This is a genomic window from Desulfovibrio sp. TomC, assembly GCF_000801335.2.
GTDB lineage: Bacteria > Desulfobacterota > Desulfovibrionia > Desulfovibrionales > Desulfovibrionaceae > Solidesulfovibrio.
Map to the genome: position 1 here is coordinate 73,247 of NZ_JSEH01000006.1, position 18,332 is coordinate 91,578.

Here is an 18,332-nt window from a genome sequence, read left to right on the forward strand (position 1 = left end):
TTATTCTCCGGCCACGGCCGTAAAGCGGCCGTCTTTTATGGTGACAAGAAAGGTATTGCGGGTCACGTCGCCATTGGCGTCCAGGGCAAAGGGGCTGGTGATTCCGGGTTGCGGACCGGTTGCGGCCAGGGCCTCGGCCAGCCCCTTGGCCCGCCCGCCGGTGCGCTTGAGGGCCGCGGCCAGTACGGCCACGGCCTCATAGGCGTAGGCAGCGGCAAAATTGGCCGGGCTGCCGAAGCGTTCCTGGTAACGCCGGATAAAATCCTGAAATTCTGGCCGATTATTGTCCTCAGTATAGCTGGCGGCAAAGACGATGCCGTCAACGCTTCGGCCGCCAATGGCCAGGATCTCGCGGGTGTACGGCCACGTGGGACACAGGATTGGCAGCCGGGTGTTTCGGGCGGTCATGGTCTGGGCCAGGGCGGCCACGTCCCGGGCCGAGGCCGTGACCACGAGGGCTGTTGCGCCGCTGGCGGCCGCCTGATCCAGCAGCGCTCCCCAGTCGGTCCCCTGGCTCGAGGAAAACGGATAGCGGCAGACCGTTTCGCCGTTGGCTTCTCTATAAGCCTGCTCAAAGGCGGCCTGAAAGCTGTCGGTGTAGGAAGCATTGTCCGTGTCCCCGGCCAGACAGACCCGGGACAGACCGTGCCGGGCGGCGTACCGGCCAAGGGCCACGCCCCAGGCTGTGTTGTCAGGGATCACCCGAAAAAAATTGTCTTTTATGCCGGAGAGGTTCGGAGTGGCCGTGGTTGGCGAAATCATGATTCCGCCAGCAGCGGCCACCGTCGGCAGGGCGGCCAGGGTCTGGGAGCTCGTCATGTGGCCGATGATGGCCACGACGCCGGCTTTGAGCAGGGCCGCGTCGGCATCGACGGCGCTTTGCGGCGTGTCGTCGTCGTCGCGGGCCAGCAGCCGAAGCGGCCGCCCGGCCACGCCGCCCCGGGCATTGATGTCTTCCACGGCCAGAGTGGCTCCGTTACGGCCCTGGACGCCGAGATCGGCGTGATCGCCCATGAGCTGGCCGGAAAACCCAATAAGGACGGGGTCCTCACCGACACATCCCGGTACGAGCCCAGCCCAGCACAGCAGAAGGAGGAGCAAACCCTTCACGGAACCCCCATTTACGGCCGCGCACGCCATTGACCGCCGCTGTCTCTTGAAAAATATCAATTCGATTCGTATGACAACAAATCGGCAACTGCAATGCCCTGGCCCCCACTTCTTGCCACAACCGCCGCCCTCCCGTACCGTGGCCCCATGGAACGACCGACACTGACGCTTAAAAACAACGAGGAACGCCGCCTGCGCGCCGGACACCTGTGGGTGTTCAGCAACGAGGTGGATACGAAAAAAACACCGCTGACCGCCTTCACTCCGGGGCAGGAGGCCGTGGTCACCGCCTCGCGCGGCCGCCCCATCGGCGTGGCCACGGTCAACCCCGGGTCGCTCATCAGCGCCCGGATCATGGACCAGGACCCCGAGGTGCGCCTGGACGCCGACTTTTTCCGCGCCCGGCTGCGCGAAGCCCTGGCCATCCGCAGCCGGCTCTACTCCACGCCGCACTATCGCCTGCTCTTTTCCGAAGGCGACCATGTGCCCGGGCTGATTCTCGACCGCTACGGCGACGTCATCGTGGGGCAGCTCAACACGGCCGGCATGGACAGCCGCAAGGAACTGCTCCTGGAAACGATTGTGGCCGAGCTGGCCCCGTCAACCGTTATCTGGCGAAACGACAGCCCCACGCGCGACTTCGAGGGCCTGCCCCGGGTCGTGGAAGTGGCCTACGGCACGGCCCCGGAGAACCTTGAGGTCAATGAGGACGGGGCGCTTTTTGCCGTGCCGGCCCTGGGCGGCCAAAAAACCGGCTGGTTTTACGACATGCGGGAAAACCGCTCGCGGCTGTGCCGGCTGGTGGGCGGGCGCACGGTGTTGGACCTTTTCGCCTATGCCGGGGCCTTTTCCGTGCGCGCGGCCCTGGCCGGGGCGGCTGCCGTGACCAGCCTGGACTCCTCGGAAACGGCTTGTTCCATGGCCGCCGACAATGCGGCCCGAAACGGCGTGGCCGAACGGGTCGAGGTGGTGCGGGCCGATGCCGCCGCCTTCCTGGAGGAGTGCGCCGCTGCCGGACGCACCTTTGACGTGGTGAGCCTGGACCCGCCGGCCCTGGTCAAACGCAAGAAGGACCTGGAAGCCGGGCTCAAGGTCTATGAGCGGCTCAACCGGCTGGCCATGGACGTCCTGGCCGAGGACGGACTGCTTCTCACCTGTTCGTGCTCCCAGCACGTGGACGCCTACGAACTGCGCCGGGCGGCCCTGCGGGCGGCCATGGCCCGGGGACGGCGCGGCCAGATTCTCGACCAGGGACGCCAAGGCCCGGACCACCCGGCCCATCCGGCCATGGCCGAGACAGACTACCTCAAGTCGTTTCTTATGCGATTGGTGCAGCAGTAAAGAAAACGGCCCGCAGCGGTTGCCGCGGGCCATGGTACGGTCTATACGGAAAGCATGGGAAACTCGTCTTCCCTGTCGTCCCCTAACCGGAGGCAACACCCATGCTTTCCTGGACCATCGCCTTCCTGGTTATCGCCCTGTTGTCCGGCGTTCTCGGTTTCACCGGCATCGCCCGCACCGCCACCGGCATCGCCAAAATCCTGTTTTACATCTTCCTGATCCTGTTCGCCCTGTCGCTGCTTGGCCGTTTGTTGTAAGGCCGCGTTTTCCGCCTTGCTGCTTCCCCCCTGTCAGGGAGGGTCCGGGAGGGGCTACCCCCCTCCCGGCCACCGGAGCAACGGTGGTTCTCGTCAAGGTCAAACGCCGCATGGTACGGCCTCGCCTCTTTTCCCAACTTCTCTTGCCGAACATCCGCCCGCCGATTTGGCAGCGTACCCGGTCAAATCAAATGAAGCCCAGGTGGAATTCCAATGGGCGCTGCCCTTTGGCCGCCGGAGGCCTCTCCTGCCTTTTCTTCCAGCCCCGCCCCCTGGATCAGGCCGGGTCCTGGCCTGCGCCAGGCCCGCCGTCCGGGCCGGCATCGGGCCAGCTCTCGACCGGGGCCTCGACCTTGACTTCAGGCGTGGACGCTTTCCAGATGGCCCGCAGCACGGCAGGAACGCCAAGTCCGGTCAGGGCCGACATGAAGTACACCTTCTGGCCCGAAGCAGCGGCAACAGCCCGGCGTTCGGCCAGTTCTTCGGGCGAAAGCAGGTCGATCTTGTTGATCACGCGGATCTGCGGCCGCAGGGCCAGGGCCGGATCAAACTGGCGCAGTTCCTCGTCCACCACGTCAAAGGCCTCGAAAATGCCCTCGGGCGAGGCGTCTTCGGCCGAGACCAGATGGAGCAGCACCCGGGTTCGCTCGACGTGGCGCAAAAAGCGGTGCCCCAGGCCCTGGCCCAGGTGCGCCCCTTCGATCAGGCCCGGAATGTCGGCCAGGACCAGCCGCCGCACGCCGTCGTCGTGGTCGATGACGCCCAGGTTGGGGGTGAGCGTGGTGAAGGGATAGGGCGCGATTTTCGGCTTGGCCCGGGACACGGCGGCAATAAACGTCGATTTGCCGGCATTGGGCAGACCGATGATGCCGACGTCGGCCAAGACCTTGAGGACCAGACGCACGCGGCGTTCCTCGCCGGGTTCGCCGGGCTGGGCAAAGCGCGGGGTGCGCATGGTGGACGAGGCAAAGTGCAGATTACCCTTGCCGCCGCGCCCGCCGTGGCAGGCCACGAAGGTCTGGCCCGGCTCGACCAGATCGGCCAGGAGCCTCAGCTGCTGCGGGGCCGCCTTGGAAGCCGCTTCCAGCAGCGCCGCCTCGGCGGCGGCATCGGCTTCGGGGTCGGTCTCCTCGGCCTCAGGGTCGGCCTCGTCCGCCAGCTCGGCATCTTCCGCCAGATCGGCCTCATCCGCCAGCTCTCCGTCGTCAGGGAGATCGGCCTCGTCAGCCAGTTCCGCCCCGTCCGCGTCGTCGTCCCCGGCCAGGACCGCTTCCAGGCCGGCCGACTCGGCCGCGGCAATATCGGCGACCCGGGCCGGCCCATCGCTGCCCAGGGGCGGCAGCTCGTAGAGCTCGGTGCCCACCGGCACGTCGATATACAAGTCCTCGGCCGCCTTGCCGCATTTCTGGCGGCCCATGCCGCCCTGGCCGTTTTTGGCCTCGTAAATCCGTTTGAGGCGCAGGTCGTACAGGGTCACCAGATCGGGATTGGCCCGAAAGATAAGGTCGCCGCCGTCGCCGCCGTCGCCGCCGTCCGGGCCGCCCCGGGGGATGAACTTTTCGCGTCGAAACGACACCGCGCCACGCCCGCCCTTGCCAGAGCGGACGACAATCCACGCTTCATCAACAAAACGCATGAAACCTCCGTATAATCAGGGACGCCGCCTGACCAGCCGATCTTTCCGACCAGCCGGCAGATGCTTGTCCCCCAGGCGCAATTCGTTGTCAGCCCTCGCAATGAAGGAAGAGTGGCCTTCGCCGGCGCACGTTTTGGCGAGACCTGGACCCAGGAGCGTGGGGGTCAGGTCACGCGGCCCGACCAAGCGCTTTGGGTCCATATGCTGCTGTAAATAACGCATGGCGCGGGGTTTCTCCAGGGGCTTTCGGCGCAAAAAAATGGGGGGCCCCGAAAGAGCCCCCGCGCAGGAGATGAAGGAGAGGTCAAAATGATAGGGAGGTATCATTCTGCTCTGCACTTTAAATCCAAGTTTCATGCCAGGATGGCTTGTCTGGAGACTAAAAATTTATCCTTATCTTTCGATAGGATAGCAAGCGCTTCAAATCGGTCGCCCGAAACCAGACCGCGTCTCGTCCAGTATTACGGTAAAACAGGAAGAAAGTACGAAAAAAACGCTCGCGTCTGGCCATTTCTCCGGGCGGGCGCTGCTTCTACGGGATTGTCCGGGGATTGCCAAGAAGAGAAGTCCGGCCGCTCCCCATTTGCCGCCCTCCTCTTTGTCCAGAGGCGGCCAGGCCGACGCCGGGCGCCCAAAAGCAGCTCGTGGCCCGGCCAAAAGCGCGAAACCGCCGGCTGGTCCAGCCGAAAGCTTACGGCCGGGTCGCCAGCCCGTACTTGCGAAACAGATCGTAGAGCCGCGACGGCGACAGGCCGCTTATGGCCGCAGCCCGGGTGACGTTGCCCCGGCTAACCCGCAACAGATCGGTCAGATAGTCTCGCTCCACGGTTTCCAGGGCCTGCCGGCGGTAGGCTTTCCAGGGAGCCAGGCTCCGGCCGCCCGTTTCGACCAACCCGGGTTCAAACGCCTCGGGCGACTCGCCCACTCCGGCCGCCCGCAAGACCTGAAGGCGTATTTCGTCGGGCAAATGCTTGGGATAGAGCACCGGCTCGTTTCGGTACTGGAGCAGCACCCGCTCCATGGTGCCAAACAGATCGCGCACGTTGCCGGGCCAGGAATAGGCGGCCAGGGCCTGGAAGAACTCCTCGGCAAAACCCTTGGTCGGCAGGCCGTAGCGTTCGCACAGCCGGTTCATATAGTGGCTGGCCAGGGCCTTTATGTCTTCGGGCCGCTCGCGCAGGGGAGGCAGGGTGATGACGATGGTGCGCAGCCGGTAGAGCAGATCCTCGCGGAAGGAGCCGATGCCGGCCATGACCGACAGATCGCGGTTGGTGGCGGCCACCAGCCGGAAATCACTGGACAGTTCGTGCTTGGACCCGACCGGCCGGAACCGGCCGTCCTGGAGCACGCGCAAAAAGGTCTTCTGGATGCCGGGCGAGAGTTCGCCGATTTCATCGAGAAAAAGGGTGCCGCCGTCGGCCAGCTTGAACAGCCCGTCGCGGTCGCGGTCGGCCCCGGTAAAGGCCCCTTTGACGTGGCCGAAAAGCACGCTCTCAACCAGGGTCTCGGGCAGGGCGGCGCAGTCCACCACCACGAAATTGCTGTGGGACCGGGCGGAGTTGACATGTATGGCCCGGGCAAAGAGTTCCTTGCCCGTGCCGGTCTCGCCGGTAATGAGCACCGAGGCGTCGGAATCGGCCGCCTGGGCCACCAGATCGAGGCAGGCTTCCATGGCCGGGCCGCCGCCGACAATGGCCTCGCGCTTGAGCACCGCCCGCGGCCGCCGGGCCGCCTTTTGCGCCCGGTATTCCAGGGCGCGGGTGAGTGGCAGGGTGACGCGGTTGGGGGTCAGCGGTTTTTGGATATAGTCCCAGGCCCCGGACTTGATGGCCAACGCCGCCCCTTCCGGGTCTTCCTGGCCGGTGATGATGATGACTTCCGGGCACTCCGGCGCAGCCTTGATCTCCTCCATCAGGTCCAGGCCATAGCCGTCGGGCAGGCGCAAATCGAGGAACACCACGTCCACCCGGTCGCGGCCAAGCGCCAGACGCCCTTCTTCCATGGACCCGGCCCAGATGAGCATATGCCCAAGCCGGCGCATGAGGCTGCCAAAGGTCTCGCGCAGGATGGCGTCGTCGTCGATGAGGAGAATGTGGGCCATGATTTCGTCTTTTCGCTGCTGCTTCCTGCGTTGCGGCCGCCAGACCTGACGGTGGGGCCGCGATCCGGCTGGATCGCGGCCCCACCTTTCGGGGGTCCGGGGGCATGATGCCCCCGGCGGGGTTCGGGGCAGCGCCCCGATCTTCTCCTACTCTTCCTTTTTCTTCCCTTCGGCCACGACCTTTTCGGCAATGGGCGGCGGGCATTCCTCGTAGTGGCCAAAGGCCATGGTAAAGGCTCCCTGGCCGCCGGTCATGGAACTGAGGGTCTTGGCGTATTCCTGCATCTCGGCCATGGGCACATGGGCCTGGATCTCCGTGATGCCGCCGGTCGAATCCGACCCCAGCACCTTGCCGCGCCGGCTGGACAGGTCGCCGATGATGTCGCCCATGTATTCGTCCGGGCAGCTCACCGACACCAGCACGATGGGTTCGAGCAGGGAAATCTTGAGCTTCTCGCAGGCCGCCTTGAAGCCGACGGACCCGGCGATCTTGAAGGCCATTTCCGAGGAATCGACGGTGTGAAACGACCCGTCGTAGAGCGTGACCCGGAAATCGACCAGGGGATAGCCGGCCAGGAAGCCGCGCACCGAGGATTCCTGCACGCCCTTGTCCACGGCCGGGATGTACTGGCGCGGAATGGCCCCGCCGACAATGGCGTCCACGAACTCGTAACCGGAGCCGCGCGGCAACCCTTCCATGCGAATCCAGCAGTCGCCGAACTGGCCGCGGCCGCCGGTCTGCTTCTTGTGGCGGCCCTGGACCTCGACCTTGCCCTTGACCGTCTCGCGGTAGGGGATTTTCGGGGCCTTGAGCACCGGCGACACCTTGTAGCGCCGCCGGGCTTTTTCCACCGCCGTCTCCAGGTGGGTCTGGCCCATGCCGGAAATAAGGATGTCGCCGGTTTCCTCGTCGCGGGTGATCGACAAGGTGATGTCCTCGTCCAGGAGCTTGGACATGGCCGCAAAGACCTTGTCCTCATCCCCCTTCTCGGCCGGGGCCAGGGCGTAGGAGATCATGGGCGGCGGCAGCACCGGGGCCGGGACGACCACCGGTTTTTTGGGGTCGCACAGGGTGTGGCCGGTGGCGGTGTCCTTGAGCTTGGCCAGGGCAATGACCGAACCCGGGCCGGCCGGTTCCTTGGAGATGGCCGCCTCCTTGCCGAGCGGCAAAAGGATCTGGCCGGCGCGTTCGGACGAACCGGTGGTCGGATTGAACAATTCCAGGTTGGTGGTCACGGTGCCGGACAGCACGCGCACGATGGAGAGTTGGCCGGCAAAGGGATCAAAGAGCGTCTTGACCACAAAGGCGACCACCGGGCCGGTCTCGGAGGCGGTCAGTTCCCCGCCTTCGATGGCGATGGTCTTGCCGCCGGCGGCCGATTCCAGGGGGCCGGGCAGATAGTTCTGGATGGCGGCCAGCAGGCGGTCGCCGGCCATGCCCTTGAGCGCCGAACCGCAGCACACCGGGCAAAGCGCCCCGGACAGCGTGGCCGCATGCACGGCGGCCAGCAGCTCCTCAACGGGAATCGCCTCGCCTTCGAGGTAGCGTTCCATGAGCTGTTCATCGGAAACGCACACTTCCTCGATCATGGTCTCATGCAGGGTCTCGACCTCGTCGGCCATATCGTCAGGGATGGGACCTTCGGTCACGCCGCCCTTGTCGTCGAAGAAATAGGCCTTGCCTTCCAGGACGTTGACCACGCCCTTGAAGGACTCTTTCGCGCCGATGGGCAGATTCTGAATAAAGGTCTTGGCCCCGAGCTTTTCCCGGATGCCGGTCAAGGCCAGGTCGAAATCGGCCCGGTCGCGGTCCATTTTATTGATAAAAAAGATGGTGGGCAGGCCGAGCTTGGCCACTTCGCCCCAGAGCTTTTTGGTCAGCGGCTTGACGCCGTCCACGGCGTCGACCACAAAGACCACGCCGTCCACGGCCCGCAGCAGATAGGGCAGATCCCCGTTGAAGCTGCCGTCGCCGGGGATGTCCAGAAGAAAATGCCGATTTTTGTTGTACTGGAAGGTGGCCAGGCCGGGCTGGGTGCTGCCCCGGCGCTTGATTTCCTCAGGCTCGTAATCAAGCGCGGTGGTGCCTTCTTCGATTTTGCCCAGGCGGGCCACGGCTCCGGTCGTAAACAGGAGCATTTCGGCCACTGAGGTCTTCCCGCATCCGCCGTGGCCGATCAGGGCGTAGGTGCGTTGGCTGGCGAGGTTATCCGACATTCCCTTCTCCCTTGTGCTAGGCGTTGTCACGTGGTCCAAACGCCGTGGGCGTTTTTCCTGTACCGTATCGCAAGCCGCCTGGGCGGCTGGGTGACGAAGCGAACCGAGCGAGAGATCGGCGCGGAAATCCGGGCATTTTCAGGCCCTTGGCTTTTCCACGAGTTTGAGCATATTGGATGAGGCGTCACCCCTTGTCAAGACGACAACGTCTTGGAATCACGAACTCTCCGGGAAAACCGTAAGAAAAACGACACCGTGCAGCCACTCTTTCTCCACCCGCGCGATCTCGACATCGCCGCCCCCCACCTGTTTTGGGCCGCTCCCCCGGACGAATCCCTGCTTACGTCCCTGGCCACTCTGGGCCAGACCACCCCGGCCCTGGTGGTGGAAACGGGCGGCCGGCCCATCCTGGCCGCCGGGTCGCGCCGGGCCGCCGCCTTGCGGGAACGCCGGGGGAGCGTCCTTAGCGCCCTGGCCGTTTCCCTGGACGGGCCGCAGGACCCAGACGGGCCAGAGGCGGCAGACGGCCAGGACGCGGCCATCAGCCCGGCCGTGCGCCTGGGCCTTTTGTACCTGGCCTCCAACCTCGGCCGGACCGTCACCGACGCCATGGCCGTGGCCGCCGGGCGCTATTTCGCGGCCCAGGGTCCCATCGACGACGCCCTGCGCCTGGCCGGGCCGTATCTCTTTGCCCCGGACGACCGCCGGGGCCGGCTGCTGGCCCAGTGGCTGACCCTGCCGCCGGCCCTGGACGCCCTGCTCGCCTCGGGCCATGTGCCGCTCGGGTCGGCCGGGCTGCTGGCCGCCCTGCCGGGCGAGACGCTTGACGCCCTCATGCCGCTGCTCGCAGCCGTGCGCTGGTCCCGAGGCAGCCTTTCCGGGGCGCTCACCTGGATTGCCGAGGCGGCGCGGCTGGCCGGCTGCCCGGCCGGCGTCCTGTTGGCCCGGTCCGGCGCAACCGATCTCCTTGGCCGGGGACTGTCGCCCAATGACCTGACGGCCGGGGTCCTGGCCGCCCTGCGGCGGCTGCGCTATCCCCTGCTCACCACCCTGGAGGCCCGGTTTGCCGCGCTTTCCCGGGAACTGGCCCGGGGCAGCCGGGTCAAGGTCAAGCCGAGCCAGGGTTTTGAGTCCGACGCCGTGACCCTGGAGATCTCGGTCAAAAATCCGGCCGAGCTGGCCAAGGCCGCCGCCGATATGGCGGCCATGGCTTTTTCGCCTGTCTTGCCGCGGCTGTTGACCGTTGCCCACGAGGATGAGCCAGACGATGGGCCAGACGGCGGAGCCGGGGCGTGAGCGCGCCCCTGTGGGACATCACCGCCCTGGCCGTGGACGCGGCCGTGGCCGACACGGCCATGGCCGCCCGGGCCAAGGCCGCCCTGCCGGCGGCCCGGGTGACGACCCTGGCCCCGGGCGACGCCCTGCCCCTGGCCCCGGCTGGCGGCCGGGCGCTCCACATCAAGGCCCACCTGGGCCGGTTTTTGCGCCCCTGCCCGGCCACCCGGCACTACCGCTGCTGCGGCTACCAGATCATCCACATCGGCGAAAACTGCCCCATGGACTGCTCCTATTGCATCCTGCGGGCCTATTTCCGCGACCGCACCCTGACCGCCTTTGCCAATACCGGGGCCATGTTCGCCGAGCTGGCCGGGACTTTTGGCCGCGACCCCAGCCGGGTCTTCCGGGTGGGCACCGGCCAGTTTGCCGATTCCATGGCCCTGGAGCCGATCACCGGCCACACCCGGGAGCTGCTCGGCTTTTTGGCCGACTACGACAACGTCAGCCTGGAACTCAAATCCAAGACCGCCGACCTCTCCTGGATGGCGGCCAGCCCCCGGCCAAACCGGGTGCTGCCGTCGTGGTCGCTCAATGCCCCGGCCATCGTGGCCGGGGAGGAGCGCGACACCGCCCCCCTGGAAGCCCGGCTGGCCGCGGCCCGCGCCTGCGCCCGGGAGGGCTTCCGGGTGTGCCTGCATTTCGACCCCATCTGCCATTTTGCCGGCTGGGAGCGGGAGTACGGCCACATCATCGACATGATTTTCGACTATCTTTCCCCGCAGCAAATCGCCTATATGAGTCTGGGTTCGTTTCGCTGCCTGCCGGAACTGCCCGGGCGGCTTGTGGCCGAGGGCCGGGCACTGCCGGACTACATGCTCGGGGAATTCGCCGTGGGGGCTGACGGCAAAAAGCGGCTCTTGCGGCCGCTTCGGGTGCGACAATTCCGGTTTATGGCCGCCCGGCTGGCCGGTCATGGCTTTTCGCGGGGCCTGTATTTTTGTATGGAGTCGGACGAGGTGTGGCGGGCGGTTTTCGGCCGCACCCCCAGGGACCTGGGCGGACTGGCCGCCTATCTGCTGGACTGCGCCCGAAATCCCGGAGGTTAGCGGCCATGCTCGTGGACTACGCCGACACCTTGTCGCGCCTGGAAAAAGGCCTGGGACGGCACTATGCCCAATCGCCTTCCATTTTAAACGTGCCGGGCGTGTCCGTGGCGCTTAAAATCGATCCGTTTTACTATCTGGTTCTGCGGCCGGCTTTTTTCGAGCTGCTGGGCAAATGGGCGGCCGTGCCGCCGGCGCGGGTGGAGGAGACCCTGGCCCGCACCGGCAATCTGGTGCTTGGCCCGGGGCGCCAAGGCTATGACAAGCCGGTTTTGGTCTATGAGGAAGGGACGCGCACGGTGCTCAAACTGCCGGCCGAATTCGTGCCGGCGGAACTCATTGACCGGGCCGTTGTCCTGTACGGCAACGAACCGGGACCGCTGTCCGTCTCCGGGCTGCGTCTGGTCGCGGACCAGCGCGAGGCCCTGGCCGGGCACTTTGCCGGCGTGACCGAGCTGGCCGCCCTGGCCTTTGGCACGCCGCAGCAAGCCTGACGAAAATCCGCCTTCCCTTGACATGGGCGGCGGTTGGAGTCATGTGGGCAACATCGAGAACATATGGCCGTCGGCCATGGGGGGATATTTGTGAAACGTCTGCTTGCGATTCTGCCGATTCTGTGTCTGTTGCTTGCTTCCTGCTCCTCGACCATGAATTTCTTCGGGTTGGGCGGCGGCGAACCCAAACCCCAGGAGCCGACCATCGTTATGGTGGATTTCGGCATCTATGAAAACGGAGCGCTGGCGCTTTCCACCACCAGTGTCCCGCGCAAGCTCGGCTCCACCTTCGGCATGCGGTTTCGCACGCTCAAGCCCGAAGGCGGCTCCTCCAAGGTCAAAATCGTCACCGCCAGCCCGGGCCTGATCGATCCGAGCAAAAACGCCGTGGTCTTTACCACCGAGTCGGTGGAGACGATTGTCACGGGCAAGGAATACCACTGCACGTTCACCTTCCAGAAGGAATGGGAAATGGCCTCGGGCGACTGGACGCTCACAGCCATTGCCGAAGACGGCACGCAGGTCAAAAAGACCTTCCAGGTCTTCAACCCGCAGCCGTAACCCCTCCTCGCCACGAAGCTGTAAACGGCCGCGACCGGCAGGCGTAAGCGCCCCGGTCGCGGCTGTTTTGCGTGGAGCGGCCGTTTTGCGCGGGGCAACGGCTCGGATGCTGGCCGCAGGCGTGGCGGCCGAGAGCGGCGGGTTGGGTTCCCTTCCCGCGCTGTGCATTTGTGCCTAATCCAAGCTATACGCCGTTTTTATTGACAAAATTACGAACAGGCAACGAACAGGCCGCGTAGGCGTCGCTCCAGTCCTCAACGCTGGCCCGTCAAGGGCAAAGGGAAGGACCTGCCCGAAACCTCTTCGGGGTCTTGAGGGTGGCAGCGACCGAGGGTATTGTACCAATCCAACCGTGCTCCCGAGAGGCCGGGAATGTCGCTTGCCGGCCGGGGCTATCCTACCCTGGCAGTAGAGGAGTCCCCCCGTGGAGTTTGCGCACCACCGGGGGCATGATCGTTAAGGAGTCCGGGGGCTACTCGCCCCAACCGTTGGAGCAACACTGGTTCCCGTCAAGGGCACGCACGGGCTGTCCCGGCCTCGGTCTCTTTCCGCCTTTTCTTGCGCAACGCCCGCCCGCCGCCTTGACAGCGCACCCGGTCACATCAAACGCCCCCCCTTTGGGTTTCCAAAGGGCACTGCCCTTTGGCCGCCGGAGGCACTCTTCCCGCATCATTCCAACTCGCTACTTCTTCGGCTTGGCGGCCTGCAGCAATTCCCAATTGATGCCGAGCACGGCCGCGACTTTTTTAAGCGTCGCCGCCCGGGGCCGGGCATTCCGGGCCTCGAGCTGGGTCACGGCGGCCGCGACCACGGACAAGCGCCGGCCGAGTTCTTCCCGGGTGACGCCCAGGTGTTCGCGCCAGGCCCGGATGGGGGAATGCCCTTCCCGCAAGAGCCAGACCACTTCGCTTGGCACAGCCGGTGTTGCCGGCGCGTCCGGCCCACCGGCCGCCTTGTTTTCATTCTCGTCTGTCGTCATATCCGCTCCTTGGCAGGAGAAGGCCGCTGTGCCCGGTCCTGCCCCGCCTGTCTCTTGTCTCAGACGCATTTCGTCATGGTCCGTTGCCGGCGTCACAATCCGCCCAGGGCCTGCATGGCCTGGGCGGCCTGACCGAATTTATCCGGGTCCAGACAGATGACCCCGGAAAACGGGGTGTCCAACTCGTAGAGCAAAAAGATGTTGCCGATGACCATGGCCAGCAGCATGACCATGAAATAGCGGTCCGCCGGCCGGTGCCCGGTCTCAATGAAATAAAAGCCGCCGATGGTAAAGGCCACGCCCATGTAGATGATGATCCAGATGGGCGTATAGAGACTGCCGTCAATGAGCAGCAAACGCTCGTGGCGCAGTTTGTTGAGGTCGATCATGCGGGACAGCATCAAGGCGTAGATGGCGTGGCCGTGGCTGTCGGCCGGGGGCTCGACGCGGCCCATCTCGTTCCAGACGGCGTCATAGAGCGCCCCGGCCCCGTCAGTCGGTTCGCCGTCGCGCATGTGGTTCCAGCCCGGGTCCTGCACCGCCTCGACATAACGCAGCAGCGACTGGCGCAGGGCCTGGGTTCCCGGCAAAGACAGGGACAGGCGGTACTCCACCACGAGCAGGTCGGTTTCGTTGGTAATGGCCGAATCCGCGCCGTTGTAGGTCTGCCACAGCGACACCACGGCAAAGCCCAGAAAAAAGGTGTAGAGGGTGGTGAAATAGCCGAAATTGGTGCCGAACAGGTTGCGCTGTTCCAGGCTGAGCGAACAGGCCGCCCGCCGCCGGACGACGCCCAGCAGCAGAAAGGCTGCCGCCACCGCGATGATGACAATTCCCAGATAGCGCAGATCGCTGTACATGCCCATTCCCCCGGATTGGCCCGATTCCGGCGTTTGCCCCTGTGTTGCCGCCTTTGCTGTCCGGCGTCAACGGCGCAAAAAAAGCCGTCCGCCATTGGCGGACGGCGAAAAGCCGGGGCTGCGTCCGGCCAGCCTACTCCGGATGCGCCCAGGTGGCAGCCACGAAGGGCGTGAAACTGTCGTCGGCCTGCCGGTACAGGTCGAGCGCGTCCCCCTCGGGACCGGACCAGCGCACGGCCAGTTCGAGGCCCTGGGGACCACGAAAGGCAAAGAGCGGCCGGTAGGCGTCCAGGGAAAATTCGCCGCCGTCATCCAGCCGCCAGGTACCGCCCGGATCGGCGCTGCCCGGATACTCCAGATAGGCCGGCTGGCCCCCGGGCGCACTGTAGGCCAGGACCACCAGCTCGTCGCGGCCGTGCGGGGCAAAGCGGGCCAGGGACAGCCGGCCGCCATCGGAGAGCGTGGCCACCTCGCGGCACCAGACGATCTCCCGCCCGGTACGCTGCAACAGCCCCTGGCGCGCCGCATCGTCGCAGGCCCTGTCTCCGGTTGCCGGCGTCACGGCCAGTACGTCGCGCTCGGCCAGGAAGGCCTCGGTGGCCACCAGCACGTCGCTGCCCGGTTCCATGCCCTGGCTGGCGGCAAAGACCGCCCCGGGCGTGCCGGCGAACCGGCCGGCGTCGGCTCCGGCATCGGCCCCATGCTGGGCCCCGGCATAGGTCAGATCGACCACCCGGCCGGGCACGGCCACGGCCTTGCGAAATCCCTTCATGCCCCGGGCCAGGGCCGTTTCCACCGGCACCAGCACTTGCCGGCCCGGCAGATCGGCATAGCCGAAGGCGCTGCCGGACAGCACCTGGTTGGCCTGCGGATCATCGGCGTGGTAATTGGCCTGGGCCATGGCGATCATTGTCAGGGTCAGGACCAGAACCGCTATGCCGCACGCAGCCCGCCAGGAAAGCCCCTGGCCGGACGTTGCCGCCTCACTCATGTCGTCTTTCTCCTGCGCAGTAAAAATCCATCAACGCGTCGTCACCGCTGCCGGTTTGGGAGTCCCCAGACCTCGGCCACGGCCGACGACACGGCCGCAATAAGCCGATCCGCCGCCCTCTCCCGACGGTAGACCAGCGCGAGTCCAAGCGTCATTCCCGCTTCGCGCCACAGGCAGACCTCGCCGGCCGCCCGGGCATCCAGGGCATCGTCGCGGCGCAAGAGGGTCAGCCCCACCCCGGCCGCCACGAGTGTTCGCAGCGTGGCGTCGTTGTCGCCCACCATGACCTTATTGAGCGGCAGGCCGCGGCAGGAAAACGACGCTTCAAGCAGATACTGGAACGGGCAGCGATCGGAAAACCAGACCCAGGGCAGCCCGGCCAGTTCGTCCCAGCCGGCCTCGCACACCCGCTCGGCCCAGGAGGTCGGCCCGACCACGGCCATGGGCACCTCTTCCAGGGGCACGGCCACCATGTCATGGCCCGGCTCGATGATGTTGTCGTAGACAAACCCGATATCGAGCTTGCCCAGGCGCATATTGTCGAGGATTCGCGGCGAACTGGAATTGACCAGATGCAGCTCCACCCCGGGATGCCGCCGGGTCATGACGGTCAAGAGCTCGGGCACACGCATCCGGACGGCTTCGTTGTTGAGGCCGATACGGACCACGCCGACGACGTCCTGGCGCAACGCCCCGGCCCGCTGCCGCACGGCCTCGACGCTCGAAAGGGCCGCCCGGGCCTCGCCGAGAAGCGCCCGGCCTTCGGCGGTCAGCCGCATTCCCTTGGGCGTGCGCGAAAAAAGGGCCACCCCAAGCTCGTCTTCCAGGCCGCGGATATGGGCGCTGACCGCCGGCAGGCTGGCGTTCAAGCGCTCGGCCGCCCGCGTCAGGTGCTCCTCCTCGGCCACAGCCACAAACGTGCGCAGGTGATAGTATTCCACAACGCCCCTCCGGCGTCGCCAGGGTCTTCAGCCAGGCAGAAGGGCCGCTTCAGACATTGCGATTGGATGGCAATGCCGGCGACGCGCTACAACCCGCCCATAGCTCCACTGGCCCTATGGCACAGCCCTGACCTGTCGTAAAGGCCGGGCCGGAAGAGAAAATGGAGGGAGAAATCATGCCTGAAGTCAAGAAAATCGTTGTGGCCGGCGTACTGGTTCTGGGCGTTTTGGCGGTCATCTTCCTGCAAACGCCGGCGGCCGGTCCGGCCTCGCCGGCTCCCCGGGGCGCGATGATACCGGCCCGGGCCGATCTGGCCGAGGCGGTCTTTGCCATGGTGCTGGAAAACGCCGCGAGCCAGGGGCTGGCCTTGTCCCAGCCGGTGACGCTGTGCGAGGCCTGTGTGGCCGCCCACCTGGGCCTGCCCGGCGAGGGCGTGCGGGAGCGCTGCGAGCGGGCCTGCGGGCTGCGGTAACAAGCTGAGATAATTATCTAAAATGCGCGAAAAGACTCTTCCTGTAATGAGGGTACGAAAAGAGCCAAGCCACTTTCTTTTCTTTACGGATTTGCACTAGATTTGAAATTTTATGAAAGGAAGTCAACCACTCGCCGGATGCCTGAAACTAAATGCTTAAAACTTGTCGACCGGGTGTTTTCAGGATCGAGCAAAAGTCCAATAGCTCTTGATCCTCCAACCTTTTGATACCGACCGCCTGTTAGTACATCCAATTCTTTTGATGGCGATAAGATGGTATCAGGCGCACGGAATTTTGCCTTTCCCTGCAGACGAACGAGTCCAGTCAGCCCAAGCCCCTTTTCAACGGCTTGTAAATCAGCAAGATAAAAACTCTCGAGTTCGCAGCAAGCAATTCGAATAAGGGCATCAGGCTTTCCTGCCTCTGAACAGAGGCTTTTGAATTCAGCTTTCAGAGCAATACAATCAGGATGCGAATCACGGTCTCGCATAACGACAAAAAAAGCATCCCTATTCTGATAGTATTTTATCTTTCTGACGAGTTGACGTTTCAGGTCTTGTTTCCCCTCAAAAGGGATGCACCTGCAGACAATTCCAGGAGGCACTATCCTTGGAAGCAAGCCTTCCAGCATTCCCTTGGCGGATTCCTCTTCTAACAAAAAGACCAATTCCCTCATTGCGGGTCGGCCCCTTCAAAAAACCCTTGTTTCCAGAGATAGCCCATGCTGTCGCCATCATTCATATAGGCAGCTATCTGTGGATCATCCTTTGCCCTCCGTAACTCTGCATACCCATCTTTTTTCACCAGCCAAAGAACTTCATCAAGCTCACAAGCATTCAAAAAATCTGGCGAATGCGTGGACACGATAACTTGCCCCCCCCGATTCGCATACAATCGAAATTCCTCAGCCAGTTCAGGCATAAGTTTTGGGTACAACTGGTTCTCGGGCTCTTCAACACAAAGCAGAGGGTGTGGCTTCGGGTCATAAAGCAAAACGAGGTAGGCGAACATTTTTATTGTTCCATCGGAAACATAACGATCGAGAAATGGCGTTTTGAATGATCCATCTTGAAAACGTAACGTAAGATAGCCATCGTCCAAAAGTTTCGGAGTTATATTTTGAACTCCTGGGACCCGGCGTGTCATCCCTAAAAGAATATTATCGAATACTTCTCGGTGCTGCTCGTACAGATAGAGAGCGACTCTGGGCAAATTGTCACCAGTCTCTGATAAATGCTCGGATTCGCCTGATGCTTCTTTGCGGCCACGTGCGGAATTAATGTGAAAATCAGAAACATGCCAAGCTTCCACAAGCCGGCGAAAAGCATTGGCAGCTTTAAACCTGTCAAATTGCCCCAACCCCTTAATCGCTAATATGTCTGGAGAATCAAGTTTCTGACTTTCTCTTTCCAAATCTTCATCCGGCTTATTAAAATCCTCTTCATTGCTAATTGCAAAACCTTCACCTTCTTTAAAATCTAGAAAATGAAATGGGGCACCATGTCTCCCTCGCTTGTAGCGAAGAATTTCTCTTTTAATAACCGGCCTTCCGTCTCGCTCGCAAATTTCAAGAAAATATGTAACAAGGCGATCAACTCCAACAATGTCCATTCGATACTGTATTTCAATCAATATTGTTTCATCAGGACCCGCACCACGACTAAGAACCTCCCTGAATCTTCCACGGCTATCAAGAGCCTTTCGGACATTGCCTTTTAATGCGTCATGCAAAAAACCAAAGACATCAAATAAGGTTGTTTTTCCTGAGCCGTTTGCGCCCACAACAACACAAAATCTCGGCAAATCCCGAATTGTAACGTCTTTAAAAATCTTAAAGTTTTTGAGGGTGATCGCTTCGATTTTCATTGAGATACCCACAATTCTGGGGTTGGGATTCTTTTGGATAAAGAATCCCACGCCTTGGTAGGCGGTCTGTAGCATATTGACTCTGTCACCAAGCAGGCCCGTTCCCCCATTTGAGGGGTCCGG

17 protein-coding genes are annotated in these 18,332 nt (G+C 63.6%); 7 read left to right on the plus strand and 10 right to left on the minus strand.

Annotated elements, in window-relative coordinates; translation table 11 throughout:
• Window positions 1-1,140 (minus strand): ABC transporter substrate-binding protein, encoded by a 1,140-nt coding sequence (locus NY78_RS07215; protein WP_269430866.1) that lies wholly within the window; start codon window positions 1,138-1,140, stop codon window positions 1-3.
• Window positions 1,141-1,257: 117 nt separating this feature from the next.
• Here NY78_RS07215 and NY78_RS07220 point away from each other — a divergent pair, with 117 nt between their 5' ends.
• Together NY78_RS07220 and NY78_RS23565 are read left to right on the plus strand one after the other, a co-directional pair.
• A complete protein-coding gene (locus NY78_RS07220; RefSeq protein WP_043633686.1) occupies window positions 1,258-2,451 on the plus strand; it encodes a class I SAM-dependent rRNA methyltransferase in 1,194 nt (397 codons plus the stop codon).
• Between the two features lie 101 nt (window positions 2,452-2,552).
• Window positions 2,553-2,708: a DUF1328 domain-containing protein gene (locus NY78_RS23565; protein WP_043633688.1), complete on the plus strand. Its 156-nt coding sequence runs from the start codon at window positions 2,553-2,555 to the stop codon at window positions 2,706-2,708.
• A gap of 277 nt (window positions 2,709-2,985) precedes the next feature.
• On the opposite strand, the gene cgtA is transcribed toward NY78_RS23565, so the two are convergent.
• The 3 genes from cgtA to NY78_RS07245 form a co-directional block, all read right to left on the minus strand.
• Window positions 2,986-4,344, minus strand: a complete 1,359-nt coding sequence (gene cgtA / locus NY78_RS07230) for an Obg family GTPase CgtA (RefSeq protein ID WP_043633690.1) — start codon at window positions 4,342-4,344, stop codon at window positions 2,986-2,988.
• Between the two features lie 691 nt (window positions 4,345-5,035).
• On the minus strand, window positions 5,036-6,445 hold the full coding sequence (locus tag NY78_RS07240) for a sigma-54-dependent transcriptional regulator (RefSeq protein WP_043633694.1): 1,410 nt from the start codon (window positions 6,443-6,445) through the stop codon (window positions 5,036-5,038).
• Between the two features lie 147 nt (window positions 6,446-6,592).
• A complete protein-coding gene (locus tag NY78_RS07245; RefSeq protein WP_043633696.1) occupies window positions 6,593-8,662 on the minus strand; it encodes an elongation factor G in 2,070 nt (689 codons plus the stop codon).
• A gap of 210 nt (window positions 8,663-8,872) precedes the next feature.
• Between NY78_RS07245 and NY78_RS07250 the strand changes: the two genes are divergently transcribed.
• From NY78_RS07250 to NY78_RS07265, 4 genes are all read left to right on the plus strand, one after another.
• Window positions 8,873-9,958 carry a chromosome partitioning protein ParB gene (locus tag NY78_RS07250; RefSeq protein WP_231583826.1) on the plus strand — a complete coding sequence of 362 codons (1,086 nt, stop codon included), beginning with the start codon at window positions 8,873-8,875 and terminating at the stop codon, window positions 9,956-9,958.
• Window positions 9,955-11,046: a spore photoproduct lyase family protein gene (locus NY78_RS07255; RefSeq protein WP_043633700.1), complete on the plus strand. Its 1,092-nt coding sequence runs from the start codon at window positions 9,955-9,957 to the stop codon at window positions 11,044-11,046. The genes NY78_RS07250 and NY78_RS07255 overlap by 4 nt, the downstream gene beginning before the upstream one ends.
• Before the next feature lie 5 nt (window positions 11,047-11,051).
• The gene (locus NY78_RS07260) at window positions 11,052-11,537 is read left to right on the plus strand and encodes a hypothetical protein (protein WP_043633703.1); all 486 of its coding nucleotides are present in this window, start codon (window positions 11,052-11,054) and stop codon (window positions 11,535-11,537) included.
• 90 nt (window positions 11,538-11,627) lie between these two features.
• The gene (locus tag NY78_RS07265; protein ID WP_043634058.1) at window positions 11,628-12,098 is read left to right on the plus strand and encodes a DUF3859 domain-containing protein; all 471 of its coding nucleotides are present in this window, start codon (window positions 11,628-11,630) and stop codon (window positions 12,096-12,098) included.
• Window positions 12,099-12,780: 682 nt separating this feature from the next.
• Here NY78_RS07265 and NY78_RS07270 read toward each other — a convergent pair.
• The 4 genes from NY78_RS07270 to NY78_RS07285 all read right to left on the minus strand — a co-directional run bounded on the left by NY78_RS07270 (window position 12,781) and on the right by NY78_RS07285 (window position 15,869).
• The gene (locus NY78_RS07270; protein ID WP_043633706.1) at window positions 12,781-13,077 is read right to left on the minus strand and encodes a helix-turn-helix domain-containing protein; all 297 of its coding nucleotides are present in this window, start codon (window positions 13,075-13,077) and stop codon (window positions 12,781-12,783) included.
• 92 nt (window positions 13,078-13,169) lie between these two features.
• Window positions 13,170-13,937 (minus strand): bestrophin-like domain, encoded by a 768-nt coding sequence (locus NY78_RS07275; protein WP_043634061.1) that lies wholly within the window; start codon window positions 13,935-13,937, stop codon window positions 13,170-13,172.
• 133 nt (window positions 13,938-14,070) lie between these two features.
• On the minus strand, window positions 14,071-14,928 hold the full coding sequence (locus NY78_RS07280) for a hypothetical protein (RefSeq protein WP_043633709.1): 858 nt from the start codon (window positions 14,926-14,928) through the stop codon (window positions 14,071-14,073).
• 41 nt (window positions 14,929-14,969) lie between these two features.
• Window positions 14,970-15,869 carry a LysR family transcriptional regulator gene (locus tag NY78_RS07285; RefSeq protein WP_043633711.1) on the minus strand — a complete coding sequence of 300 codons (900 nt, stop codon included), beginning with the start codon at window positions 15,867-15,869 and terminating at the stop codon, window positions 14,970-14,972.
• A gap of 176 nt (window positions 15,870-16,045) precedes the next feature.
• Between NY78_RS07285 and NY78_RS07290 the strand changes: the two genes are divergently transcribed.
• Window positions 16,046-16,342, plus strand: a complete 297-nt coding sequence (locus tag NY78_RS07290; RefSeq protein WP_043634064.1) for a hypothetical protein — start codon at window positions 16,046-16,048, stop codon at window positions 16,340-16,342.
• A gap of 110 nt (window positions 16,343-16,452) precedes the next feature.
• Here NY78_RS07290 and NY78_RS23570 read toward each other — a convergent pair whose 3' ends face one another.
• Together NY78_RS23570 and NY78_RS07295 are read right to left on the minus strand one after the other, a co-directional pair.
• Entirely contained in the window at window positions 16,453-17,019 is a 567-nt protein-coding gene (locus NY78_RS23570; protein WP_082139916.1) for a DUF4276 family protein, read from the minus strand.
• Window positions 17,016-18,284, minus strand: a complete 1,269-nt coding sequence (locus NY78_RS07295) for an AAA family ATPase (protein ID WP_231583829.1) — start codon at window positions 18,282-18,284, stop codon at window positions 17,016-17,018. Before NY78_RS07295 ends, NY78_RS23570 begins: the two co-directional genes overlap by 4 nt.
• Window positions 18,285-18,332: the final 48 nt, after the last annotated feature.